Here is a 23,951-nt window from a genome sequence, read left to right as displayed (position 1 = left end):
AAAGCCGAAGAGCATCTCCCATGCAGGCTTGCCGCTGGTCAGCTTCGCTCGGCCCGGACTGGGCAATGGCCGGCGTGATCGTTGCACTCAGCAAGGCAAGAACGAGACGAAATTGCATGAGGATACTCACTCTCGGGTTTGGGTTGGCGTTTGGCAAGGCTGGCGATGTCATCCAGCGTCATGGTGGAAGGTGAAGAAACGTCGCGATGGTCGTCTCGATCAGGAGATCGCGAGAGGTTTCCGGGTCGATTTCGGGCGCAATCCGATTCAGCAGCATCGGAAACGCCGGCGGCTGATTCAGCGCGGCGTTGAGGAGAGCGAAAAACACTGCCGGATGGCGACTGCGAATGATGCCTGCTTCGATGCCGACAGAGAAAAGCTCTCGCACCGTCGCATAGGCCGGACGCAGAAGGCGATCCGACACCAGCACGGCCCGCTCCGGCACTTCCGTGGCATGCCGGACGACGAAATCCCTGACATCCGGATGAGCGGCATAGAAAGCGGCGATCTCTGAGATCACGCCGCAAAGCCGTTCACCCAGCGAGCGCGTGGAATCGGAAGCGATCTTCTGGACGCCGGCCATGGCAGGAAGCCCGAGCGCGACGATCCGATCCAGACAAGCCTCCCAGAGCGCAGCCTTGTTGCCGAAGTGAACGCGAACAAGGTTGGCGCTGACCTTGGCAGTCGCAGCGACGCTGCGCAGATCGGCGCCATCGAAACCGTGGCAGGCAAACGCATGGGTGGCCGCCGCCAGGAGGGCCTGGCGGCCATCCGGCATATCCTTGCTACGGCGCCCTCTCGGGCGGGGCGGCGCAACGGCCTTCTTCCTGGCCTTCACCATGATCATCCGCATATATGTTCAAATGTACATATATGCGGCCGAGTGCCGATTGCAAGGGCCCCCCCGCACAGGGCTCATCCAATCGACACATCGGGGCCCCCAGCGCCATGTGTCCGCTGGACGGACACTCGGCGCGGCAGCGTTGATGCGGCGGCCCGCCTGGGGACAAGGATGGGCGCATGCAAAATAACTCCGTGGTCTCGGAATTCGATGTCGTGATCGTCGGCCGCGGCCCGGTCGGTGCCACGCTCGCCAATCTGCTCGGCCTCTGCGGCGTGCGGACGCTGGTGCTGGAGCGCGAGGCGCGGACCTATCATCTGCCGCGCGCGGTGCATTTCGACGACGAATGCATGCGCGTGTTTCAGACCATTGGCCTTGCCGACGCGATCCTGCCGCATGTCATCCTCAGCCCCGGCATGCTGTTCCTCGATGCCGACGGCAAGATGCTGCTGCACTGGTCGCGGCCGCAGACGCTGACGCCGATGGGCTGGAATCTCAGCTACCGCTTCCACCAGCCCGATCTGGAGGATTTGCTGATCGGTGGCCTCGCGCGCTGGCCGCATGTCATCTTACGCAGCCGCTGCGACGTGTTCGCGCTCGATCAGGACGAGAGCGGCGTGCGCGTCCGATACGAGGACCTGTCCAACGGCAAGCTCAGCGAGGTCCGTGCCGGCTATGTGATCGGCTGCGACGGCGCGCGATCATTCGTCCGTCGTTTCATTGGCTCCGGCATGGACGATCTCGGCTTCCACGAGCGCTGGCTGGTGATCGACGTGCTGCTCAAGCGCGAACGCGACGATCTCGGCGACTACAGCCTGCAGCACTGCGATCCCAGACGGCCTGCGACCTATGTCCGCGGCACCGGCACGCGACGGCGCTGGGAGATCACGGTGCTTCCGGACGAGAATTCGAACGACGTCGCGCAGCCGGCAAAAGTCTGGGAGCTGCTGTCGCGCTGGATCACGCCCGAGGATGCCGAGCTCGAGCGCGCCGCGGTCTACACCTTTCATTCCGTCATCGCGCAGCAATGGCGGAACGGCCGGCTGCTGCTTGCGGGCGATTCCGCGCACCAGACCCCGCCCTTCCTCGGCCAGGGCATGTGCGCCGGCATCCGCGATGCCGCCAATCTGGCCTGGAAGCTCGTTGACACCATCCGCGGCAGCGCCGCACCCGATCTGCTCGACACCTATCAGAGCGAACGCCAGCCGCATGTCCGCGAATTCATCAAGCTCGCCATTCGGCTGGGCGGCGTCATCAACACCAAGGCGATCGAGGCGGGCCTCGCCGCCGGCGAGGCGCGCGAGAATGCGCCGGTCAAGCTGGAGGTGAAGAAGCCCCTGCTCGGCCCCGGGCTCGCGCTCGACGATCTCCCGCTCGCCGGACATCTCGCACCGCAGTTCATGCTGAATGACGGTAGCCGCGGCGACGACCTAATCGGCTACGGCCACGTGCTGCTTGTCGACACCGCAGCGCGTCGCGCTGTTTCGCAGTCGGGAATGAAAATCCTGACCAGCGACGATGCCGAGGGCATCGGCCCCTGGCTGCGCGAGCACGGCATCATCGCGGCGCTCGTTCGCCCCGACCGCTACATCCGCGGCACCGCCCGCAACGATGCCGAATTCGACCGGCTCATCGCCTCCATCACGCCCCCACCCACGTGCCGTCCGCGGCCTGACCGAACATCTCTCGAGGATATCTCATGAAGCTGCTCTCTTTCATCGTCGACGGCCGCGCCTCGTTCGGGGCCGTCAAGGACAATGGCGTCGTCGATCTCGGCAGGCGCATGGCGCCCTGCACCACGCTGCGGCAGTTGCTTGAGGCTGGTCGCGTGACTGAAGCGGCAAAGCTGGTCGCGTCCACGGCGCCCGATCATCCGCTCGACAGGATCAGCTTCGCGCCCGTCATCCCCGATCCCGGCAAGATCATCTGCGTCGGCCTCAACTACCGCGACCACGTCGCCGAGACCGGCCGCACCGTCACCGAGAAGCCGGCGCTGTTCGTCCGCTTCCCCTGCAGCCAAGTCGGCCATCTCCAGCCGATCGTGAAGCCGAAGGTGAGCGACGATTTCGACTACGAGGGTGAGCTCGCACTCGTCATCGGCAAGGAAGGTCGCCACATCGCAGCACACCGTGCGCTCGACCATATCGCCGGCTATGCCTGCTATAACGAGGGCAGCATCCGCGACTGGCAGCGCCACACCAGCCAGTTCCTCTCCGGCAAGACCTTTGCTGAGAGCGGCAGCTTCGGCCCGTGGCTGGTGACGGCGGACGAGATCCCCGACCCGTCGAAGCTGACCTTGCAGACGCGGCTGAACGGCACCGTGGTGCAGGACACGACGACGGATTTGCTGATCACCGCGATCCCCGACCTCATCGCCTACATCTCGACGATCTGCCCGCTCGTCCCTGGCGACGTCATCGTGACAGGTACGCCCGGCGGCGTCGGCGCCAAGCGCACGCCGCCCTTGTGGATGCGGCCGGGCGACACCGTCGAAGTCGAGATTTCCGGCATCGGAACCCTACGCAACAGGGTCATCGCCGAACCGGCGTGATCGCCAACGCCAACCAATCAAACATAACAACATCGGGAAACGCCATGGCCACCATCCGCACGACCTCCACCGCCATCCTGCTGGTCACGCTGGCGCTCGCAGGCTCCCCTTCGCGCGCCGAGATCAAGGGCGATGCCATTCGCATCGGCGTTCTCACCGATATGAACGGCGTGTTCGCGACCGCCATGGGCCCCGGCTCGTTCGAGGCGGCGCGGATGGCGGCGGAGGAGTTCGGCGGCAAGGTCAACGGCAAGCCGATCGAGATTCTGCAGGCCGACCACCAGAACAAGCCTGACCTTGCAGCCTCGCTCGCGCGAAAATGGTTCAGCGACGGCGTGCAGGCGATCGCCGACGGCGGCAGCTCCGGGGCCGCTCTCGCCGTGCAGGAACTGGTACGCGGCAACGGAAAGATCTTCCTCGTCTCCGGCGCGGGCGCCAACCAACTCACCGACGATGCCTGCGCGCCGACCAGCGTGCAATGGACCCAGGACGCCTATTCCACCGCGACCGCCGTGGTCTCCGGCATCATGCAGACCAGCAAGGAGCCGTGGTTCTTCATCACCGGCGACTATGCCTTCGGCCATTCGATCGAGGCGACCGCGCGCGACCGTATCGCCGCGCTCGGCGGTAAGGTCGCCGGCGGCGTCAAGGCGCAGCTCGGCACGCCCGACTACTCATCGTTCCTGCTCCAGGCGCAGTCCTCGGGCGCAAAGATCCTCGCAATTAATGTCGCCGGCGACAATGCCACCGCGATCAAGCAGGCGGAGGAATTCGGCCTCGCCGACCAGGGCATGAAGATCGTACCGATGTCGTTCCAGAACGTCGACATCGAGGCGGTCGGGTTGAAGGCAACCCGCGGCGACCTCATCGTCACCTCGTTCTTCGAGGACGTCTCGCCGGCGGCCCGAAAATTCTCCGATGCGTTCTACGCGCGACGCAAGGCCATGCCCTCGCAGATCCAGGCCGGCGTCTATTCCGCCGTGCGCCACTATCTGCAGGCCGTGAAGGACACCGATTCCGACGACGGCGCCACCGTGATGGCCAGGATGAAGGCGACGCCGGTGTCGGATGCCTACACGCCCAACGGCCGCATCCGCGAGGACCAGCGCATGGTGCACGATCTCTATCTGGTGCAGGTCAAGACGCCCGAGGAGTCCAAGGGCCCATGGGACTTCGTGAAGCTGGTCGCCACTATCCCGCCCGACCAGGCCTTCCGCCCGCTCGACCGCAGCAAGTGCAGCCTGGTTGGGAAATAACCGTTAGGCCAGATAGCGCGTGAGATAGCCTTCCATGGCGTAGAGCGCGCAGAGCGCGAGGCTCGACCACACCGCGGCGCTGAAATACAGGAACATCCAGGTCAGTTCGCCCTTCCAGTGTGCGATGTCGTGGGTCACCACCCAGCGCGTTGAGACATCATGCAGCCCCTCGAGGAAGCCGAGGAACCTGTTGCCCTCGGCATGCCCTGCCCGCCAGCGGCTGAGATACATCGGCACGTCGACGGTGACGAGGAAGGCGAGGAAGCAGGCGATGCCGACGATGCCCGCGATCAGCGCCCAGCGCACCGGGCCCTGGAATTCCGGCATCAGGCGGCACAGCGCGATGCCGGCGAGGAAGAAAGTCACCGCCCACAGCGAGTTCTCGATCGCGTTGAAGAGGAAGTTGGTCGTCACCACCGCATACCAGGAGAAGCACTCCGCGATGATGATGATCGGCACGATCACGAGCGCAATGTTCACCGCGGTCTCAGCGCCGGTCATCTGACCGAGCTGATGCAGGATGATCGCCCATTGCGCGGCGAAGCAGAGCTCGGCCACGGTCGCAACGGTACGGCCGACGAAGACGCTGGAGAGCCAGGTGTCGAACAGGCAGATGCGCTGCACGTCGGCGCGCGGCAGCACCGAGCGGAAGGCGCAGCCGAACACATAGCCGGCGCAGAGCAGGAACATCAGGCCGATATCGGAGCCGCCACCGAGGCTGCTGGCAACGGTCGGATAGAACTCGCGGTACAGCATGAACCAGACGAGGATGTTGGCCGCGCTGACAAGCGTCAGAGAGCCCCACCACCACGCGAGGGGATTTGACCGCGCCTGCCACTGCAACATGATGAATCGCTCCGCCGAAATCGATGTGACATCCAACGGTAGCAATTCTGTCATAATACGGTAGCACGGCGCGACAAAAATCTACGTTATGACGCTGTCATAATTGGCCTGCGCGCTGTCATAATCGCGGCGGCGACTGCTCTCTGCTCGCGTTCACAGAGCCAATTCCGGGGCGCCCGTGCGAGGCGTCCCCGGAATATTGCGGGAGCTTACTTCCTCATCCCCGCCACATACGCCGCGAGCTTGTCCAGCGTCTGGTAGCCGTATTCGACGGCGCCGAAGCCGATCATGCCGTCGCGCTGCTCGGTGCTCGCCGCCAGCTGACGCATCATCAGCACGGTCTTGCCGTTGCTCTGCTCGGCAAAAGTGAGGGTGAAGCGGAACATGCCGGGATCATCGTCCTGGTCGACGCCATGGTCCATCTCCATGAGGGACGGCCGCTCGATGTGGCGGAAGCGCATGCGGTTTGGATAGACCGTGCCGTCGGGGCCGATCATGTTGAAGCGCCAGACACCGCCGACGCGCACGTCGATCTCGAAGGTCTCGATCTTGAAGCCCTTCGGCCCGAACCATTGCGGCAAATGCTTGGGGTCGGACCACGCTTCGAACACCAGATCGCGCGGCGCGTCGATCACGCGCGACATCACGATCTCGCGGTCCATCGACCATTGCGACTGGGCAGCATTGGCAGAACTCGTCATCGTCAGGCACCTTTCCGTTTGGTTGTCTTGTTCGTCGTCTTGTCAGTTGGTTTGGAGGGGCCCTTGGCGGCCGCCCTCTCCTTCTTGAGCTTCATGACGTAGGCCTCGAAGCGATCGAGCCGTGCCTCCCAGATCGCGCGCTGGTGCTGGAACCAGTCTTCCGCACCGACGAGCGCCTCGGGGCTGAGGCGGCAGGTGCGCACGCGGCCGGCTTTTTCCGACTGCAGGAGCCCGCTCAGCTCGAGCACATGGATGTGTTTCATGAAGCTCGGCAGCGCCATCTCGAAGGGCTCGGCGAGCTCGCCGACCGAGGCCTCGCCGGCGCAGAGCCGCATCACGATCGCCCGCCGCGTGGGATCGGCAAGAGCCGCGAAGATCTGGTCGAGTTGGGATAATTGGTTAGCCATGAAGCTAACTATAGGGCCGACATCGTACGGCGTCAATGATTGTTAGCTCGACGGCTAACTTTATTGTCGCTAGCCGCACCGCTCCCGTAGCCCGGATGGAGCGAAGCGCCATCCGGGGTCTTGCCACAAGTTATAGCGGCCCCGGATTACGCTTCGCTCCATCCGGGCTACGACACCGTCCGAGCGGAACCCACAACGCGCAATCGTGAATTGGGACCTCGCCTCCTCCCCGCTAAAAGTGTCCCGGGGGCGCAGAAGCATGATTCGTCAGAGCACGTGCCGCCTGTTGTCACCTCATCCTCGATCACCCGGCGAACCTTCGCGCGGACAGCACTCATTCCGATTGCGATCGCGCTTCAGCCGCGGCGCGCAAATGCGGATTCCGACATGATCGCGCAGATGCGCGACATCGTCGCCGCCGAGCTGGCGCCGACAATGACACCGGACCAGCCGGGCGGCCTCGCCGCGGCGCTCTATGCCGGACGCCATGTCGAATTCTTCAACTACGGCTTTGCCGACGATGCCACCCGACGGCCGGTCACGTCGGACACGCTGTTCAACCTCGGTTCCCTGCGCAAGCCGTTCGAGGCGACGCTGGTTGCACTCGGCACGCTCCGCGGCGAGCTGCGGCTCGACGATGCCTTGCCGAAATATCTGCCCGAGCTTACCGGCGACTATGTTCGCCGCGTCACCGTCGGCCAGCTCACCACGCATACGTCGGGCATGCTGCTGGCGACCGACCATCCGCCCTGGCCGAACGACTCGTTTTCGCGCGCCCAGTTCATCGCGATGTTCAACACCTGGAGGCCGGAAGCCGGCGAGGCCCCCGGCAAGCAGCGCATCTATAGCCACGCCTGCTATGTGCTGCTGCAGCTCGTGCTCGAGCGCTGTTACGGCACGCCGATCGCGACGCTGTTCGAACAGCGCATCCTCAAACCGCTGGGGATGAATGCGACCTCCTTACCCGAGCGCGGCGAAGACAACCGGGCCATTATGGATGCGGCATGGATGGCGCGCGTGGTGCAAGGCTATTCCGATCAGGGCATGGCGATCGGCCCGCCCGGCAACCAGCAGAGCTATTTTGACGTCCCGGGCACCGGCCAGATGTTCTCTTCGGCGCGGGATCTTGCGACATTCGTTGCGGCCAGCGTGGATGGCCGCACCATCGATCCGCAATTGCGCGAGGCGCTGCGGATGACGCAACGCGAGACCTTCCGCGTCGACGAGAAATTCGGCGAGGCCATGGCCTGGGAGAATGTGCGCCTGCCCGGCGTCGCCATCGTCGACAAGCCCGGCGGCCTGAACAACACGTCCGGCTATCTCGGTCTCGTGCCGGCGCAGCAGATCGGCTTCGTCCTGCTCGCCAATCGCGGCGAATATCCGCACGAGATCGTTCGCTACAAGATCCTGCCCGCGCTGGCGCACCTTGTGGTCTCGCGCTGAATCCGGCCACAAAACAGAAGGCCCCGGCTGAGCCGGGCCCTTCCACACCAGATCCGGAGCGCCGGCTCAGACCGAGCGCGTCAGTCCGCCGTCGACGCGGATGTTCTGGCCGGTGATGTAGGCCGCGCCGTCGGACGCCAGGAACGCGATCGTCGCCGCGATCTCCTCGACCTTGCCGTAGCGCTTCAGCGGGACGCTGTCGCGGCGCACGTCGGTCTGCGGCAGGCTGTCGATCCAGCCGGGCAACACATTGTTCATGCGGATGTTGTCAGCGGCATGGGTGTCGGTGAAGATCTTCGTGAAGGCGGCAAGCCCGGCGCGGAACACCGCCGAGGTCGGAAACATCGAGCTGGGCTCGAATGCCCAGGCGGTCGAGATGTTGATGATGGCGCCGGCCTTCTGCGCCTGCATCACCGGCGTCACCAGCCGGGTCGGACGGATCACGTTGAGCAGATAGGTATCGAGACCGGCGTGCCACTGCTCGTCCGTGATCTCTGTGATCGGCGCGCGCGGCCCGTGGCCGGCGCTGTTGACCAGCACGTCGATGCGTCCCCACTTCGCCATCGCACCATCCACCAGACGCTTCAGATCGTCATTCGACTTGTTGGAGCCGGTGACGCCGAGGCCGCCGAGCTCGGCCGCCAGCGCCTCGCCCTTGCCGGAGGACGACAGGATCGCGACGCGAAAGCCGTCGGCGGCGAGCCGCCGCGCGGCCCCTGCCCCCATGCCACTGCCGCCTGCCGTGACGAGTGCGACCTTCTCTGCTGCCATGACCGTTATCCTTGCGATGGAGTTGAGGCGGGCCGCTGGCCCGGCCTATCATGAGGCCTTCTACCGCCGGACCTGCCGGCAGGTCCACCGTCGAAGGCATCCGTCATGAGCGACCTGCAGATCCGCAATTTGCGCCCCGAGGAGATTTCTCTCGCCGTCGACTGGGCTGCGGCCGAGGGCTGGAATCCGGGCCTTCGGGATGCCGCCTGTTTCGCGATCCCCGATGCGCAAGGCTTCTTCGTCGGCGAGATCGACGGCGAACCGGTCGCGACGGTCTCCTGCGTCAATTACGACGATCGCTTCTCGTTTCTCGGCTTCTACATCGTGCGCCGGAATCTGCGCGGCGCGGGTCACGGCCTGCGCATCTGGAACGCGGCGATCGCGCATGCCGGCCCGCGCGTGATCGGGCTCGACGGCGTCGTGGCACAGCAGGACAATTACAAGAAATCCGGCTTCCAGCTCGCCTACGCCAACATCCGCTACGCCGGCACTGTCGCAGCTTCGTCGCCGCCTGCCGGCGTGGTTGCGCTCGACACGATCCCGTTCGCGCTTGTGGAAGCCGACGACGCCACGGTCTTCCCCGCCGCGCGCAGCGCCTTCCTGCGCGCCTGGATCAATACGCCAGGACATGCCGGCCGCGCGCTGCTGCGCGACGGCAAGCTCACCGCATGGGGTGTGATCCGGCCGTGCCGGAGCGGCTGCAAGATCGGCCCGCTCGTCGCCGACGATCGTGCGGCGGCGGAAGCGATCGTGCACGCCTTGCTCGCAAGCACGGGCGGCGGCGAGATATTCCTCGATGTCCCCGCCATCAATCGCGAGGCGATCGCGGTCGCGGAGACGCTCAGCCTCAAGCCGGTGTTCGAAACGGCGCGGATGTACACGGGCGACATCACGCCGCTGCGGATCGACCGCGTCTTCGGCGTGACAAGCTTTGAGTTAGGCTAGCGCCGCCTAATAGCAGCGCATGATGTTGACGGTGTGCTCGCCGCCGCCGCGGCCGGGCACCGTGACCTGCTCCGTCGGACAGCTCGGCACATAGGGCCGGTCGGACGGCACGACGTTCGGCGGGAAGCGATGCGACCAGTCCCAGGGAACGTCGTAGGTGTAGGTGTAGCGCACATCGGTGGAGGCGGCCGGCTGCGCGGTATCGGCGAAGGGCTGGCTGTAGCCCGCATTGTCGTAGAAGAACCCGCCGCCGCCCGGCCAATAGACCCAGGGCGTGTTGCGGCCGCGGAACCGAGCGCCCGGCGCCATCGGCGGACGCGCCATCGGACCGGCTGGCGCCACGCCAGTTACGCCATGCGGCGCGGCGCCGCCCGGTCGCGCAAAGCTGTCATTGGCAGCAAGGAGCAGCGCGGCTGCGCTGAGCAAGGCGCACAGCGCCCCATATGATCTGGACATCATGATACGCACCAACTCGTTCGGCTTCGGCGGCTCCCCACCGCACGCTAGGCCGCCCTGTCGCCCGCCCGCAAATGTATAATTAATTGTTGGTTAAGGCACGACATCAACCGGGAACAGGGTGCGGCATGGCGCCCCGAATTCCCGTCTGGTTTCAGCCACTTCGTTCCGGGAAACGTCCAAGAACGGCGCTTCATAACCTGGTGATCGGAGTTGATCGCGACGGCCCGATCTATCCGGAACGCTCCTCCATGGCATCCGTTGGCCCCGACCAGAAGCAAGGAGCATCCTCAATGCAGAACACATCAAAACTCCTCTGCCTGATCACGGCATCACTCATCGCGGGCACCACCGCCGCATCGGCGCAGGGCTACGGCTGGAGCGAACCGCGCGCCGGCTGGGACCGCACCGCGCCTGGCTATGAGCCGATGCAACCGCGCGCGTACTATCCGGAGACGTATGGCACCCTCAACGGCTCCAACCATCCGGCGCCGAGTTCGACGCAGGGCGACGTCGGCCCGGAAGGAAACAACAACGGCACGCTGACCGGCGTCTATCGCTGGTAGCGAGGGAGTTTCGGTCGAACGACCCGCCGCTTCATCGAGCGGCGGGTCTTTTCGTTTGACGGTGCCTTCGCGGTTCGTGCTGCCAGTTGAACAAGCGCCGCTGTCGCCTCCTCCGTCATTGCGAGGAGCGAAGCGACGAAGCAATCCAGAGTCTTTCCGCGGAAAGATTCTGGATTGCTTCGCTGCGCTCGCAATGACGATGCTGAGAAACACTCGGGCAGTTCGTAGCCCGGGTGAGCGAAGCGACACCCGGGGCCGCTTGTGCCGTTGATCCCGGATATCGCTTCGCTCATCCGGGCTACGAGACCTTGCGTTGCCCGACGGGCAAAACACGCCATCCATTGGTCGAGACCGTCCGTCAAAAATATTCCGCTTTACCGAAATTCGGAAACGGCGTATCCATCGTCGCAACCCGGCCCAAGGAAGAGGGGCGTATCGCGATCGTCACGAACGCGGGCCGGGCGGCGGTGGACGTGGGCCACATCGGCGCGAAAAAGCTTCGCAGGGCGGGCAACCGTGAGCGAAGACCTCGCGCCAACGACAGATGCGGTTCGCGTACGGCAAAATCGTGTGGTCCTGACGCCCGGGGTCTGTGCGTCAAGCCTTGTCGTGATGCGTGCTGTCCAACCGGATACGCGCATCAGCCATCGGCAAGGCGACGGGGGCAATAGTGCATCGCTCCCCGGGGAGCGCACGACATAAGCCGTTCCAACCATCGCGCAGGGAAGGCCGGGATGCTCCGGCTGCCCTGTTACCCGCTGTGCATTGTAGCGCAACCTGCTCATGGCATGGCGGTCAATGGGAGCCAGCCGGCTCCCGGCCTTCCCTGCGCCCTCTTTCATTGGAGGGTGAAGCGCAGAAGCAAAGCTCGGGCGAGATGAGCCGCGAGGACGCGAAGGTGTGTCTGTTGTTCGAGAATCTTTTGACGCGAGTACCAATCGATGACCGTCACCCTGAGGTGCCGGAGCGAAGCGGAGGCCTCGAAGGGCGACGGCCCGGCTGCATCTCGGCCGCTCATCCTTCGAGGCTCGGCATGCGATGCCTTCGCATCGCACGCCTCGCACCTCAGGATGACGGAATGGATACTGTCCCCGCGGAAGCAGTCTGGATCGCCTCGCCGAGCCAGTCATCGGGCCGCGCTTCGCGCGGGCCCATCGGCTCGCAATGACGTGTCCGTGAGGTCGAGGTCCCTCCCCAACCCTCTTGCAGGCACCTCCGCTCTTGTAACAAAACCGTCATACAGCAAAACTAAACGATGCCGGGGGCCGCGGCCGCGGCCATTCGCCTCATCGCAGGAGAGACTTGATGCGCCGTTCACTGGTGTTGCTGTCAGCCGGACTGACCGTGCTGACCACCGGATTTGCCGCCGCCCAGAACAACAACACGCCACGTAACCTGATCCTGTTCATTCCGGACGGCCTGCGCGCGCTGAAGGTGACGCCGGAGACGGCCCCCGCGATGGCCGAGGTTCGCGACAAGGGCGTCAACTTCAAGAACTCGCACTCCCTCTTCCCGACCTTCACCATGGCCAACGGCTCGGCGATGTCGACCGGCCATTACCTCGGCGATACCGGCGTGTTCTCCAACACGATCTGGACCAACTACACCTCCGCTCCCGCCGGCGACACGGTCGTCCCCTTCATCGAGAACGACGCCGTGCTCGGCGACATCGACGAGCATTTCAAGGGCGATTATCTCAACGAAGAGACCATCCTGAAGCTGGCCCGCGACAAGGGCCTCAGCACCGCGGCGATCGGCAAGGTCGGTCCGACCTACCAGTTCGACCACACCGACAAGCCCGAAAAGCCGGGTCTCCATTCGGTCGTGTTCGACGACTCCACCGGCGGCAAGAACGGCGTGTCGCTGTCGGACGAGGTGAAGGCGGCGCTGACCAAGGCCGGCCTGCCCCTTGCCACGCCGCCGCGCGGCGACAACTCCAAGGCGGGCGATGCCAAGACGCCCGGCACGACCGTCGCCAACGTCGCGCAGCAGGCCTATTTCGCCGACGTCGCCACCAAGGTGGTGCTGCCGATGTTCAAGGCGCGCAACAAGCCCTTCGTGCTGGTGTTCTGGTCGCGCGATCCTGACGGAACCCAGCATAACCAGGGCGACAGCCTCAACCAGATCAAGCCGGGCATCAACGGCCCGAGCACGATGGCGAGCATCAAGAACGCCGACAACAACCTCGCCCAGATCCGCAAGGCGCTGGACGAGCTTGGGCTCACTGCGAGCACCAACATCATGATCCAGGCCGACCACGGCTTCTCGACCATCTCCAAGGAGAGCAAGACCAGCCCCTCGGCCAAGCTCAGCTATGACGACACGCCGAAGGACTTCCTGCCGATGGGCTTCCTGGCGATCGACCTTGCCAAGGCGCTCGACCTGCCGCTGTTCGACCCCAACGACAAGAACGCGAAGATCGAAGGCAACAAGCATCCGAAGGCCGGCAATGGCGTGCTCGGCAAGGATCCGGAGAAGCCCGACCTCGTCGTCGCCACCAATGGCGGCTCCGACCTGATCTACCTGCCGAGCAAGGACAAGAAGCTGGCGGCAAAGACCATCAAGGCGCTGCTTGAGCAGGACTACGTGTCCGGCCTGTTCGTCGAGGACTCGCTCGGCCGCTTCCCGGGCACGCTGCCGCTCTCGAGCATCAATCTGCGCGGCAAGTCGGCGACGCCGACGCCGTCGATCGTCGTCAACTTCCGCTCCTATGCCAGCGATTGCGGCGAGGCGCCGACCAACTGCTCGGTGCAGGTGGCCGACACCGTGCTGCGCCAGGGCCAGGGCATGCACGGCAGCTTCAGCCGCGGCGACACCATGAACTTCATGGCCGCCATCGGTCCGGACTTCAAAACCGCCTATGTCAGCGAGATCCCGGTCAGCAACGCCGACGTCGGCATGACCGCGGCCCAGCTGCTCGGCCTGCGCGGCGCGCAGAACGGCGGCCTCGTCGGCCGCGTGATGTCGGAGGCGCTGCCCAACGGCATCGTGCCGAAGGCATTCAAGTCCGTGGAGCGGTCCAAGAAGAAGTCCGAGAACGGTCTGGAGACCGTGCTCAACGTCCAGCGCGTCGGCAGCCAGCGTTACTTCGATGCCGCCGGCTTCCCCGGCCGCACGCTCGGCCTCGAGCCGGACACCGACAAACAAAAAACGGCGGGGAAATAACCCCCGCCGCTTCGCTCGCGCCCCGCAAGGGGCGCGACAATCTCGTTTCATTACATGCCGATGTCGAACACGTTCGGCAGCTGGCCCGCCAGAGGCAGTGCGGTGGCGCCCAGGAAGGTCGCCACCATCGCCATCAGGCGACGGTTGTTCTGGCGCTTGCCGCGCATCTGGCCGGCGATCCACTCCAGCATCTCGCTGTTCACCTTCGACGCATAGGCCGGCGCCCAGCTCTCGATGTCGCTATCGGCCGACAGCGCAACGCTGCGCGGCGGCACCTTCAGGCCCGAGGCGCTCGCGGCGTAGTGGGCCACGGCCTTGGCCAGCAAATCGTCGAACCGGCCACCATCGGTGCGCTCGGTCGCAGCTTCGTTGATCTCGAACAGGGCTTCGGCTTCAGCGCGGCTGACCGGCTGATCGTTGACGGCGGTCGCGGTCAGGATGCGCACGCACCAGGCAGTGTCATCGGCATCGAGCGAGCGGGAAAAGTGGACCCGGCCCTTGGTGGTGGGGCCTTCGCCCGTGATCACGCCGTCACGGACGATGGTCAGTGCGTGGGCCGAGGTATCGCGGCAGGACGGTTCAAGGGAAGGCGAGTCGGCAGACTTAGGCGCAGCGGCGGACATAGTTCACTTCCAGATTTCTTCTGATCGACCAGCATTTTCATGCGGGCGTAAAGGGGCGGTTAAGGATTCGATACGGGGATCGCGACTTTTCTCAATGGTTGCCGATTAGTCGCTACGAGGACCGTTTGGGTTCCAGAGAGCGTCGGGCGAGCGTGATGAGGGTCATAAAAGGCTTTATCGCGGCAATCGAGACCGTGAAGCCCCGGTGGAGATGTTTCGCCGCAGCCGCCCCCGTAACAAAAATGTGCTGTAAGATCAGCCCTTCAGAGGAGGAATTCACATTTTACTTCAAGCAGTTCAGTCACCGTTCACTTAGGGCCATCAAGTCCCTATACTGGGGGCGACGGCCGCAGACTATTTCTCAAGTATATTCAATGAGATGAGGTAGAACCATGACACTTCCGATCGGCGCCACCGCCCCTGACTTCGAAGCCGAGACCACCGAAGGGAAGATCAAGTTCCACGATTGGATCGGCAACAGCTGGGCTCTCCTGTTCTCGCACCCCAAGGACTTCACGCCGGTTTGCACGACCGAGCTCGGCGCTCTCGCCAAGTTGAAGCCGGAATTCGACAAGCGCGGCGTCAAGCTGATGGGCCTCTCGGTCGATCCGGTCGACCGCCATTCCAAGTGGTCGGAGGACATCAAGGAGACGCAAGGCGCAGCCCCGAACTACCCGATGATCGGCGACACCGATTTCAACGTCTCGAAGCTGTACGAGATGCTGCCGGCCTCGACCTCGGGCGATCCCCTCACCCGCACGCCGGCCGACAACCAGACCGTCCGCAACGTCTTCATCATCGGGCCGGACAAGAAGATCAAGCTGGTGCTGGTCTATCCGATGACCACGGGCCGGAACTTCCAGGAGATCCTTCGCGTCATCGACTCGCTGCAGCTCACCGCCAAGCATCGCGTCGCCACCCCGGCCGACTGGTCGCAGGGCGAGGACGTGATCATCGCGGGCTCGGTCTCCAACGACGAGGCCAAGACGATCTATCCGCAGGGCTGGAAGGAACCGAAGCCTTACATCCGCATCGTGCCGCAGCCGAAATGACTTCTGGCGGTTGCGGATAGCAACCGATCGATTCCCCCAATGCGCCACGGCGCATTGGGACCTGGCTCAGGCCGCGTGCACGCGGTCCAGGAAGCCGTCGACCTCGGCCTTCAGATGCAGGCTCTCGCCTGACAGCGCCTGGGCGGAGGCAAACATCCGGCTCGAAGTCTCGCCGGTCTCGCTCGCGCCCTTGGCGGCGTGACGGACATTCACCGCAACATCGGCCGTGCCGGAGGCCGCAGCGCGAACGCTGGCCGCGATGTTGTGGGTGGCGCTCCGCTGCTGCTCGACCGCAGCCGAGATCGAGCTCGCGATACCGCTGATCCGCTCGATGGTCTGGCCGATCCCCTTGACCGCCACGACCGACTCCTCGGTCGCAAGCTGCATGCTCGCGATCTGGTTCGAGATCTCTTCGGTTGCCTTCGCGGTCTGGCCGGCGAGCGTCTTGACCTCCTGAGCCACGACCGCAAAACCGCGGCCGGCATCGCCGGCGCGCGCGGCCTCGATGGTGGCGTTGAGCGCCAGCAGATTGGTCTGTTCGGCGATCGAGGTGATCAGCTTGACGACGTCGCCGATCCGCGCGCCCGCCTCGGAGAGCTGCGCGATGCGTTGGTCGGTCGCCTCGGCCTGCCGCACCGCCTCGGCCGAAATCTCGTTGGATTCCTGCACCCGGCGGGTGATCTCGGAGATCGACTGGGACAGCTCATCGGAGGCTGACGCGGCCGAGCGGACATGCTCGGACGCGCTTTCGGAGGCGCCAGCCGACTGCGCCGACAGATCGGCGGTGGAGCGCGCGGCGTCGGTGAGCTGCCGCGCCGCCCGTCCGAACTCGCCCGAGGAGGTCAGCACCTTGTCGAGGATGCCGCCGACGCTGCCGCGGAACTGTTCGACGAAGTTGCGCAGCTCCGCCTTGCGCTGCTCGGCCGCGGCAGCCGTCGCCGCGGTCTGCTCGCTGCGCAGGCGCGCCCGCTCCAGCGAATTGCTCTTGAACACCGCGACCGTGCGGGCGATCTCGCCGATCTCGTCGGCCCGATCCTCGCACTCGATCTCGACGTCGTTCCGGCCGTTGGCCAACGCCGTCAGCGAGTGCGTGACCGAGCTGAGCGGCTTGGTGACGCGGCGAACGATCAGCAGGGTGAGCGCCAGGACCAGCAGCGCGGCGAGCCCTGCGGCAATCGCCATGCTCGAGATCGCCTGGGCCAGCATGCTCTCGAACTGCGCCATGGGGATGCCGACATAGAGAATGCCGACGACCTTGCCGGCCGCATCCTGCACCGGGAAATAGGCGGTCATGAAGGACTTGCCGAACAGCATGGCGGGGCCGCGATAGGCCTCGCCGCGGCGCAGCGCGCCCTGCCCCGGATGATCGGCGGCAAGCTGGGTGCCGACGGCGCGGTCGCCGTTCTCCTTCTTCACATTGGTCGAGCGGCGCACGAACTGCCCGCTCGCATCGTCGAACACGAACAGCGTCGCATTGCCGCCGACATAGGACACCGCGCGATCGACGATGGCGTGATCCCTGAAGTCCGGCATTTTGGGAATCTCGATGCGCGCCACCGCGCCGTCCCGCATCGTGATCCTGGCGTCGGGCACGATCTCGGCAAAGGCCAGCGCCAGCGTGCGCAGATTGACCTCGATGTCGCGCAGCGCGCGGTCGTTGAAGGCGGAGGTGAGCGACCAATAGCCGGCACCGACCACGAGCGCCGTGTTCACGGCGATCAGCAGCACCGCGCTCAGGACGGCCTTGGTGCCCAGCTTGAAGCGCGGCAAGACCTTCGCCGTTAATGAGTTAGACATGAATGGAACCACCCTCGGAATTCTTGCATATTCATGCAATCGGCTTACGGCCCTATTAACGACGGTTCACAGCGCCACCCGCGGCTGTCGCTCGGCGATCCGCCAAAGCCCCTGCCCGCACCGAAGGAGCTGCGCCCGGCACTGATGCTCGCCAGCGACAAGTTGGAGAGCTGGAAGCTCGAGCCGGCCAAGCCGGATTGGGCCGGCGGCCTGCGCGAGACCTGGCCCCCGGGGCGAGGCCGCGGCGCGCGCGCGTGCGCGACTTCGTCAAGCACATCGCGCGCGGCTATGTCGGCGATCGCGACCGCCCCGACCGCGAGGGCACCTCAGGCCTGACGGAAGCCATGTCCAGCGCTGGGTGGCGGAGCTGAAGGACGGCCGGCCAAGCTGATCCGCCAGCCCTGGCAGGCAACACCGATCGAGCTGGCAAGCGTTGGCGTCACGCTCGGCAAGACCTATCCGCTGCCGATCATCGATCACACCAAGGGACGCGAGCGCGCGCTCGCCGCTTACGCAAACATCCGCAAAGGTTGAGCGTTGCTTTGACACAATTATGAAACCCGCTATCGTCATCGCTCCATACAAACCGTGGGGGACGATATGGACGACGAGAAGCCGGTCACCGAGCAGGTGATGGAGACGATGACCACCGCCGTGGAGGCGACCAAGGATGCCGCCGTCACCGCCGTCAAGAAGGCGAAGAAGGCGAAGAAGGCTACCAAGAAAGCTGCAAAGAAGGTCGCGAAGAAAGTAGCGCCGAAGAAGGCTTCCAAGAAGAAAGCCAAAAAGGCTGCGAAGAAGACCTCGAAAAAGGCTGCAAAGAAGTCGGCAAAAAAAGCCGCGAAGAAAGCTGCCAAGAAGTCCGCGAAGAAGGCTCCCAAGTCGAAGAAGAAGGCCAAGAAGGCCAAGCGCTGATCGCAACGCGCGGGGTCTCCGGGTGCGGGCGCGCCCGGGGACTTCTCCCTACCCTCGCCGCTTGGCGGCGCGCCGGCCCGGATGATGCTCGCCTTGCGGATCGCGGAATTCGCTGCGATGACCGCGCCGGTCCTCGGCGTTGAAGCGCCGCTTCTTTTCGGCCGAGCCGAATGCCTTGATCACCTTCCTGCCATTGACCTTCTTGATGACATAGCCGCCCTCGGTCATCGAGAACGGCTCCGTCAGCGTTCCCTTGTGGTCGAATTTGGTGCCGCGCGGATGCTTGAACGGCTCGAACCAGGATGGATAGACGAAGTTCGACATCTCGAAGCCGCTGACGACGAAGGAATCCTCCTCCACGGCGTCGCAGACCTCATAGGCGTATTGGGTGTTCGGATTTTTGTCGGCCCAGAGATTGGCCATGGGGTCGAGCACCATCTCGAACAGCTCGTGCGAGGCCGCGACGCTGACGGGCTCCTCGCCCAGCGCCTTGACGAAGATCTTGGAGATGGGCTGGCCGCGATGGGTCAGCTCGTGGCGCCCGAGCATGTTCTTGTGCGAGGCATCGTCGAAATAGACCAGCTGCCAGTCGGTCGCCTTCGGCTTGCGCGTGACATAGAGATCGACCGGATACCCCCACACCGGCAGGAAATGCCGGTCGTAGCATTTCTGCAGCGCCGCGGTGAGCTTGCTCATCATGCGGCCGCTGATGCTCTCCTCCGCATAGTTGATGCAGGCAATCCGGACCGGCTTTAAGGACCGGCCGAGCAGCGCACGTCTCGCCTTCTTCATGGAAATCACCGTGTGAAAGGGAAACTGAAATGCGGCCAGCCTAGCACGCGGCGCCCTGCACGTCAGGGATGTATTCCCGATTGCTGCCTTCTGCCTAGAACCTCCGGTTGACCACGAACACCGCCGCCGCGCACATCGCCATGCCGGCAATCGCGAGCATGTCGAGCTTCTCGCCGAACAGCAGATAGGCCATCAGCGCGGTCACGGCGGGCACCAGGTAGAACAGGCTCGCGACCGACGTCGCCGCGGCGTGGCGGATCAGCCAGTAGAGCAGCCCGATCGATCCGATCGAGAGCGCCACTGCGAGCCAGGCCAGCGCCAGCACGAACTCGCGCGTCCAGTGCACCACGCGGTCCTCGAACAGGAAGGCACCGATCGTGAAGAAGATCGTGACGGAGATGTACTGCACCAGATTGCCGGCGCGCCAGTCGATGTGGTTGCAGTAGCGGCGCTGGTAGAGCGTGCCGAGCGTGATGCTGATCAGCGAGACCACCGAGGCGAGCCAGCCGAGCCCGGCCTCCCCGGTCATGGGACGGCCGTGCAGGATCAGCACCACGCCGCCGAGACCGAGCACGAGGCCGGCCCATTGCACCGGCGTCACCTTCTCGCCGAGCCAGCGGTTGGCAATGGTCGAGGTCAGGATCGGCTGCAGCCCCGGGATCAGCGCGGAGAGCCCGGCCGGAATCGAATGCGCGATCGCGATCGCGGTGCCGCCGAGATAGAAGCCGTGGACGAGGATGCCGGCGACCGCGCTGTGCGCGATGCCGATGCGATCGGGCCATTTCGGCCGCGCGATCGCCGCGATGATCGCCATCAGGCCGACCACGATCGCCATGCGGATGGCGAGATAGGTCAAGGGATCGGCGTTGTGGATGACGTATTTGGTGCCGATGAATCCAGTGCTCCAGAGCAGCACGAACAGGATCGGCGCGGCGCGGGCGGTCAGGGCTTCTTGATTATGGTTCATTGCCGCCCTCATTGCCTGATGGGGGCCTATGCGGCAATGCGAATTTCTCGTCCGGCGATGCTGCGCTGCGTCGGACCGCGGCGCGGCTCAGCCGCTCACCATTCTTCCGGACAGGGGTCGATGATCTTCCAGAGATCCATGCCGTTCTTGATCTTCTTCATGTCGGTGGTGAGCCCGCCATTGCGGCGGATCCAGTCCTTCACCGTGTCGGGGTAGTAGGACATCAGGTCGGACGTCCCCTCCGCGCTGGTGACCTTGATGCCGAAGGTGAAGGCCTTGTCGTAATAGGCCTGGTGGAAGCCGAGGCTGGCGCGGGGGGTCACGCAGATCTTGTTCATCGGCACGATGCCGAGCACGAGGGTGCAGGCCGAGTTGCAGATGCCGTCGATGATGACGCGCTCGCCCTTCTCGCGGACGCGCTTGTACTTGACCTTGTACTCCTCGACATAGCCGCCGTGGTCGCGCGTGATGTGCAAATCGGCGCGCGCCGGCGTGACGGCGGCGAGGCAGAGCAACAACAGGCTCAGAAGCGTGATGCGCATGGCGACAGGACGGTGAAAACCTTGCAGGAACGGGCCGGCCTCAAGAGCACCCCAAAGCACCCCAAATGGCCCGCAGGAATCTTTTACCGAATTCTTCTTGGTCATACTTGTGTGGGAAATTCGTTAAGCATCCCGAAAAGGCCAAAAATGGGCAGGCCGGAACGGCCCTTCCGGCAATTCTGTCACACCCACCCGGGAATCGGCGGGACGGGCCCCGGATTCCGGCCGCCGGACGGTGCCCAGACCGCTCGAAATGGTTATAATGGCTAAGCTATTTGCGCGGGTTCCGGAGAATCGAGATGAGCAAGTTCAAGCTTGTAGCCGCGGTTGCTGCCCTGTCGGCGGCAATCCTAGTCCCTGGCCTTGCGGAGGCGAATGGACATCACCGGTACCACCGCTACCATGCCGCCAATCCGCTGCCCTACCCGATCAGCTATCTGCACAATTACGGCCCCGGCATCGCCCCCGGCACTTTCGCCTTTTACGACGGCCCCTCGACCAACCATTGCTACCGGAGCTCGGCCGCCTATGTCGGCCAGGACCGCCGCCGGCATCCCTGCTTCTGAGGGGCACCGGCGCGTCGGCTTTCGGGCGTCCCTATTTCGCGGCGCCCGACTGCAGCAATTGCTTCTCGATCTCATAGACCGGCAGCTTGACGAGGTCCTTGCCGACCTCGCCCTGAAGCGCCTTGCGCACGACGTCCGAATAATCGGCGCGGATCATGCCGAGCGCACGCGGCGAAGCCACCATGGTCAGCGCCGAGGTCTCTCCCGCGTTGACCGCGGCATCGAGTCGGCCGGCGAGGCTCCGCAGGAAGGCGCGCTCGGCCTCATCATGCCAATCGGTCTGCTCGACCGAGCTGCGCGCACCGCCTGCGGCGCCATGCAGTCGGCCTGGCGCGTCACTGCCTTGCGCGCTGGTCGCGGGATTGGGCTGCTCGTGCACCTCCCTGGTGTGGAGGTTCGGAAACATCTCGTCGCCGAGGTTTTCCAAAATCAGCGCCTTGCGCCCGTCGCACACAACCAGCCAGTCACCCTTGTCGATTCTCATCTTGTCCATTGCACAGCTCCAAACAAACCGTGGGCCTGACCGGTTGCGGGCCGGCCCGGCGGCGCTTCGCATTCCGCGCAACGCTGCCCACATCGGCAAGACTAGGGACGAAGCGGCGCGTGCGAATTGCGCAGGATCAAGGATGACAGCGATGTGCTGCGGTGCGGACGGCTCGGCAGTGGCGGCATGGCAAGCCGGGCAAGACCAAGCTAGTGTAGCGGCGTTGGATCAGGTCCGGGGCGGGTTGGCTGAAGATTTGTTCATCAGCATTACATTTCGGTTCCGCCACAATTTCATCAGAACAACTTCGATAACCTGTTTTGCGTAAGTAGAGGAAGACATCATCATGAAGCTTAAGATTGGCCTCGTCGCCGCGTCCCTGTTCGGTGCCGTCCTGGCATCGCCGGCGGCGTCCGCCATGCCCATTGCGCCTGCACCTGTGGTCCCGCAGGTCTCTGCCGTCGAGCAGGTCCGCATGGTCTGCGACGCCTGGGGGCGCTGTTTCTGGCGTCCGAACTATTATGGCTATTACGGACCGCGGCCGTACTACGGCCCCCGCTATTATGGACCGCCGCGCTATTACGGCGGCGGCTACGGCCCGCGCTATGGTTATTACGGCTATCGCCGCTGGTGACGTCGAAGGGGCCCTCGGGGCCCCTTCGCTTTTGCGAGATGATGAAGGCACCGGCGCGACCAGCCTGGAGCAGCTCCAAAACTGATCTAGATCAAAGTGAAAATTCCCAGCGCCGTCATTCTGCGTCGATGGCCGACTTAATTGTTTTCAGATGCCCGCAGACGGGCATGAATGTGCAGACGCATCTGGAAAAGCAGCAGAGACCGGAAGGACGCAGCTTCGAGTCCTTTGCCTGTCCCGCCTGCACGCGGCTTCATTTCATCGACCTTTCGTCCGGCCAGCCGATGAGCCGAGACCGTTGACGGTGACAATGATCTGGCGCCCTAGTGGCATGACGTCCGCAATACTACGGCCAGGAATCCAGTTTACGGGTGCGACAAGTTTCGCCATTGATTACGTGTACTGACATTCATTTAATTGTCATATTGCAGAACTTGGCCAGCGCATGTTTTTCGACGCTCTCGCCCCCTCCTCCGCCCTTCAGTTGGTCCGGTTTGCCGACATCGATGCGTTTCGGCCGGCCGAGCATTTGGAAGACTCCCGGAGCATTCCGCTCGACGTCGCCAATTTTGCCGCGGCGCGCGTAATTGTGAACCTGCCGGGATGCCGGATCATCGTGGCGAGGTCGTTTGCGCGCATCCTCGATACCGTCTATCGCGCGCCGGGGGGCATGGTGATCCTGCCCATGACCGACGATTTGCAGGCCAGCTCGAGCGGGATCGAGCTCGACTCGCGCTTCTACGTGGCCTTGCGCGGCACGCATGATTGCCATTTCGTCGAACCCAAGGTCAATCATCACGCGCTGATCATGTTCTCCCCCGCGCTCAAAGACCGCGGCTGGTTCGATCGCGCCGATGCGGTGTGGGTGCTCATCGCAGACCCCGCGGCTCACCTCCACGCGCGACAGCTCGTGCTCGATATCCTGAGGACCGCGTCCGTCAACCCGTACATGTTCGAAACCAGGGAGGTCGCCGCGCATCTGCAGGAGGGCCTGCTGCTCGCCCTCGATGACCTGTTTCGGATTGACCCGTTGTCGGACCGCACCGCCCCGAGTGCCGGCGCGCGCTGCGCCAGGCTGGTTGAGCGGATCGACGATTACGTTACCGCCTATCCGACCTCACCGATCTACACTGCCGATCTCGCGGGTGAATTCGGCGTCTCGGTCCGGACGCTCAGCGGTGCGGTGAACAAGGTGCGCGGCATGAGTCTACATCAATACATCCGCCTGAAGCGGCTCTGGGCCGCCCGCACCCAGCTTCTCAGGAGCGGTGGCACGTCGGTTGCGACATGCGCACGCGCCCAGGGCTTCCATCATCTCGGCGAGTTCGCCGCGGCCTACCGCGCGACCTTCCACGAGGCGCCCTCAGACACGCTGGCACGGGCCCGGCGCACAGTCTTTCCCGCAAGCTGACATCCGGCGCCGGCTCCCCGACAGCCGGGAACCATGTCGGTCCCAATGGGCTGAAGATTCAGGGCAAGTAGGGGGGACTCCCCCCCCCGGCCTTGAGCGGCCCGAGACATAGGTGACAGAACGTACCGGACACATGGGTTACACTTTCCGCTTTTGTTCTGCGGGAGGTGTGGATGCCGTGGAGAGCGAGTTCGGTCATGGAAGAACGCCTTCGCTTTGT

General features: G+C 64.4%; 24 protein-coding genes and 1 pseudogene. 13 read left to right on the top strand and 12 right to left on the bottom strand.

Annotation, left to right across the window (positions count from 1 at the left end):
* Positions 1 to 178: 178 nt before the first annotated feature.
* Positions 179 to 847 carry a TetR/AcrR family transcriptional regulator gene (locus RAD16_RS35420; RefSeq protein WP_458162496.1) on the bottom strand — a complete coding sequence of 223 codons (669 nt, stop codon included), beginning with the start codon at positions 845 to 847 and terminating at the stop codon, positions 179 to 181.
* Between the two features lie 173 nt (positions 848 to 1,020).
* Here RAD16_RS35420 and mhpA point away from each other — a divergent pair, with 173 nt between their 5' ends.
* Genes mhpA through RAD16_RS35405 form a run of 3 tightly spaced genes read left to right on the top strand, consistent with a single transcriptional unit; the run spans position 1,021 to position 4,648 of the window.
* A complete protein-coding gene (mhpA, locus tag RAD16_RS35415) occupies positions 1,021 to 2,544 on the top strand; it encodes a bifunctional 3-(3-hydroxy-phenyl)propionate/3-hydroxycinnamic acid hydroxylase MhpA (protein WP_458162494.1) in 1,524 nt (507 codons plus the stop codon).
* Entirely contained in the window at positions 2,541 to 3,392 is an 852-nt protein-coding gene (locus RAD16_RS35410; protein WP_458162493.1) for a fumarylacetoacetate hydrolase family protein, read from the top strand. The genes mhpA and RAD16_RS35410 overlap by 4 nt, the downstream gene beginning before the upstream one ends.
* A gap of 44 nt (positions 3,393 to 3,436) precedes the next feature.
* Positions 3,437 to 4,648 (top strand): ABC transporter substrate-binding protein, encoded by a 1,212-nt coding sequence (locus RAD16_RS35405; RefSeq protein WP_458162492.1) that lies wholly within the window; start codon positions 3,437 to 3,439, stop codon positions 4,646 to 4,648.
* A gap of 3 nt (positions 4,649 to 4,651) precedes the next feature.
* On the opposite strand, the gene RAD16_RS35400 is transcribed toward RAD16_RS35405, so the two are convergent.
* The 3 genes from RAD16_RS35400 to RAD16_RS35390 all read right to left on the bottom strand — a co-directional run bounded on the left by RAD16_RS35400 (position 4,652) and on the right by RAD16_RS35390 (position 6,602).
* Positions 4,652 to 5,494, bottom strand: coding sequence for a hypothetical protein (locus tag RAD16_RS35400; protein WP_458162491.1), 843 nt, complete (start codon positions 5,492 to 5,494; stop codon positions 4,652 to 4,654).
* A 209-nt stretch (positions 5,495 to 5,703) separates the two neighbouring features.
* Positions 5,704 to 6,195 (bottom strand): SRPBCC family protein, encoded by a 492-nt coding sequence (locus tag RAD16_RS35395; RefSeq protein ID WP_458162489.1) that lies wholly within the window; start codon positions 6,193 to 6,195, stop codon positions 5,704 to 5,706.
* Between the two features lie 2 nt (positions 6,196 to 6,197).
* Complete coding sequence (locus tag RAD16_RS35390) at positions 6,198 to 6,602, bottom strand: ArsR/SmtB family transcription factor (RefSeq protein ID WP_458162488.1); 405 nt, start codon at positions 6,600 to 6,602, stop codon at positions 6,198 to 6,200.
* Between the two features lie 387 nt (positions 6,603 to 6,989).
* Between RAD16_RS35390 and RAD16_RS35385 the strand changes: the two genes are divergently transcribed.
* Complete coding sequence (locus tag RAD16_RS35385) at positions 6,990 to 8,045, top strand: serine hydrolase (RefSeq protein ID WP_458162487.1); 1,056 nt, start codon at positions 6,990 to 6,992, stop codon at positions 8,043 to 8,045.
* A gap of 66 nt (positions 8,046 to 8,111) precedes the next feature.
* On the opposite strand, the gene RAD16_RS35380 is transcribed toward RAD16_RS35385, so the two are convergent.
* A complete protein-coding gene (locus RAD16_RS35380) occupies positions 8,112 to 8,816 on the bottom strand; it encodes an SDR family oxidoreductase (protein ID WP_458162486.1) in 705 nt (234 codons plus the stop codon).
* Positions 8,817 to 8,921: 105 nt separating this feature from the next.
* Here RAD16_RS35380 and RAD16_RS35375 point away from each other — a divergent pair, with 105 nt between their 5' ends.
* Positions 8,922 to 9,761 carry a GNAT family N-acetyltransferase gene (locus RAD16_RS35375; RefSeq protein WP_458162485.1) on the top strand — a complete coding sequence of 280 codons (840 nt, stop codon included), beginning with the start codon at positions 8,922 to 8,924 and terminating at the stop codon, positions 9,759 to 9,761.
* Positions 9,762 to 9,767: 6 nt separating this feature from the next.
* Here the strand turns inward: RAD16_RS35375 and RAD16_RS35370 are convergent, their stop codons facing one another.
* Positions 9,768 to 10,220 (bottom strand): hypothetical protein, encoded by a 453-nt coding sequence (locus tag RAD16_RS35370; RefSeq protein ID WP_458162484.1) that lies wholly within the window; start codon positions 10,218 to 10,220, stop codon positions 9,768 to 9,770.
* A gap of 290 nt (positions 10,221 to 10,510) precedes the next feature.
* On the opposite strand from RAD16_RS35370, the gene RAD16_RS35365 reads away from it, so the two are divergent.
* Both RAD16_RS35365 and RAD16_RS35360 read left to right on the top strand, forming a co-directional pair.
* Complete coding sequence (locus RAD16_RS35365; RefSeq protein WP_458162483.1) at positions 10,511 to 10,783, top strand: hypothetical protein; 273 nt, start codon at positions 10,511 to 10,513, stop codon at positions 10,781 to 10,783.
* A 1,305-nt stretch (positions 10,784 to 12,088) separates the two neighbouring features.
* Positions 12,089 to 13,948, top strand: coding sequence for an alkaline phosphatase family protein (locus RAD16_RS35360; RefSeq protein ID WP_458162482.1), 1,860 nt, complete (start codon positions 12,089 to 12,091; stop codon positions 13,946 to 13,948).
* Between the two features lie 50 nt (positions 13,949 to 13,998).
* On the opposite strand, the gene RAD16_RS35355 is transcribed toward RAD16_RS35360, so the two are convergent.
* Complete coding sequence (locus RAD16_RS35355; RefSeq protein ID WP_458162481.1) at positions 13,999 to 14,571, bottom strand: hypothetical protein; 573 nt, start codon at positions 14,569 to 14,571, stop codon at positions 13,999 to 14,001.
* Positions 14,572 to 14,963: 392 nt separating this feature from the next.
* Between RAD16_RS35355 and RAD16_RS35350 the strand changes: the two genes are divergently transcribed.
* The gene (locus tag RAD16_RS35350) at positions 14,964 to 15,623 is read left to right on the top strand and encodes a peroxiredoxin (protein ID WP_061847701.1); all 660 of its coding nucleotides are present in this window, start codon (positions 14,964 to 14,966) and stop codon (positions 15,621 to 15,623) included.
* A gap of 66 nt (positions 15,624 to 15,689) precedes the next feature.
* On the opposite strand, the gene RAD16_RS35345 is transcribed toward RAD16_RS35350, so the two are convergent.
* On the bottom strand, positions 15,690 to 17,420 hold the full coding sequence (locus tag RAD16_RS35345) for a methyl-accepting chemotaxis protein (protein WP_458162480.1): 1,731 nt from the start codon (positions 17,418 to 17,420) through the stop codon (positions 15,690 to 15,692).
* A gap of 84 nt (positions 17,421 to 17,504) precedes the next feature.
* On the opposite strand from RAD16_RS35345, the pseudogene RAD16_RS35340 reads away from it, so the two are divergent.
* Positions 17,505 to 17,954 (top strand): annotated as a pseudogene (locus RAD16_RS35340) (FAD-binding domain-containing protein); the annotation flags it as partial.
* A 66-nt stretch (positions 17,955 to 18,020) separates the two neighbouring features.
* Entirely contained in the window at positions 18,021 to 18,335 is a 315-nt protein-coding gene (locus RAD16_RS35335) for a histone (protein WP_458162479.1), read from the top strand.
* A 48-nt stretch (positions 18,336 to 18,383) separates the two neighbouring features.
* Here the strand turns inward: RAD16_RS35335 and RAD16_RS35330 are convergent, their stop codons facing one another.
* The 3 genes from RAD16_RS35330 to RAD16_RS35320 form a co-directional block, all read right to left on the bottom strand.
* Positions 18,384 to 19,127, bottom strand: coding sequence for a hypothetical protein (locus RAD16_RS35330; protein WP_458162478.1), 744 nt, complete (start codon positions 19,125 to 19,127; stop codon positions 18,384 to 18,386).
* Positions 19,128 to 19,221: 94 nt separating this feature from the next.
* Positions 19,222 to 20,094: a DMT family transporter gene (locus RAD16_RS35325; protein ID WP_458162477.1), complete on the bottom strand. Its 873-nt coding sequence runs from the start codon at positions 20,092 to 20,094 to the stop codon at positions 19,222 to 19,224.
* Positions 20,095 to 20,189: 95 nt separating this feature from the next.
* A complete protein-coding gene (locus tag RAD16_RS35320; protein ID WP_458162476.1) occupies positions 20,190 to 20,636 on the bottom strand; it encodes a hypothetical protein in 447 nt (148 codons plus the stop codon).
* 299 nt (positions 20,637 to 20,935) lie between these two features.
* On the opposite strand from RAD16_RS35320, the gene RAD16_RS35315 reads away from it, so the two are divergent.
* The gene (locus RAD16_RS35315; RefSeq protein ID WP_458162475.1) at positions 20,936 to 21,202 is read left to right on the top strand and encodes a hypothetical protein; all 267 of its coding nucleotides are present in this window, start codon (positions 20,936 to 20,938) and stop codon (positions 21,200 to 21,202) included.
* Positions 21,203 to 21,233: 31 nt separating this feature from the next.
* Here RAD16_RS35315 and RAD16_RS35310 read toward each other — a convergent pair whose 3' ends face one another.
* The gene (locus tag RAD16_RS35310) at positions 21,234 to 21,695 is read right to left on the bottom strand and encodes a host attachment protein (protein ID WP_458162474.1); all 462 of its coding nucleotides are present in this window, start codon (positions 21,693 to 21,695) and stop codon (positions 21,234 to 21,236) included.
* A 337-nt stretch (positions 21,696 to 22,032) separates the two neighbouring features.
* On the opposite strand from RAD16_RS35310, the gene RAD16_RS35305 reads away from it, so the two are divergent.
* Positions 22,033 to 22,320, top strand: coding sequence for a hypothetical protein (locus RAD16_RS35305; protein ID WP_458162473.1), 288 nt, complete (start codon positions 22,033 to 22,035; stop codon positions 22,318 to 22,320).
* Between the two features lie 445 nt (positions 22,321 to 22,765).
* On the top strand, positions 22,766 to 23,731 hold the full coding sequence (locus tag RAD16_RS35300; RefSeq protein WP_458162472.1) for a helix-turn-helix domain-containing protein: 966 nt from the start codon (positions 22,766 to 22,768) through the stop codon (positions 23,729 to 23,731).
* Positions 23,732 to 23,951 lie beyond the last annotated feature (220 nt).

It is taken from the genome of Bradyrhizobium sp. 18BD (assembly GCF_054185225.1).
The sequence above is the reverse complement of the archived record's forward strand: the minus strand, read 5'-3'. Positions and strand labels throughout refer to the sequence as shown.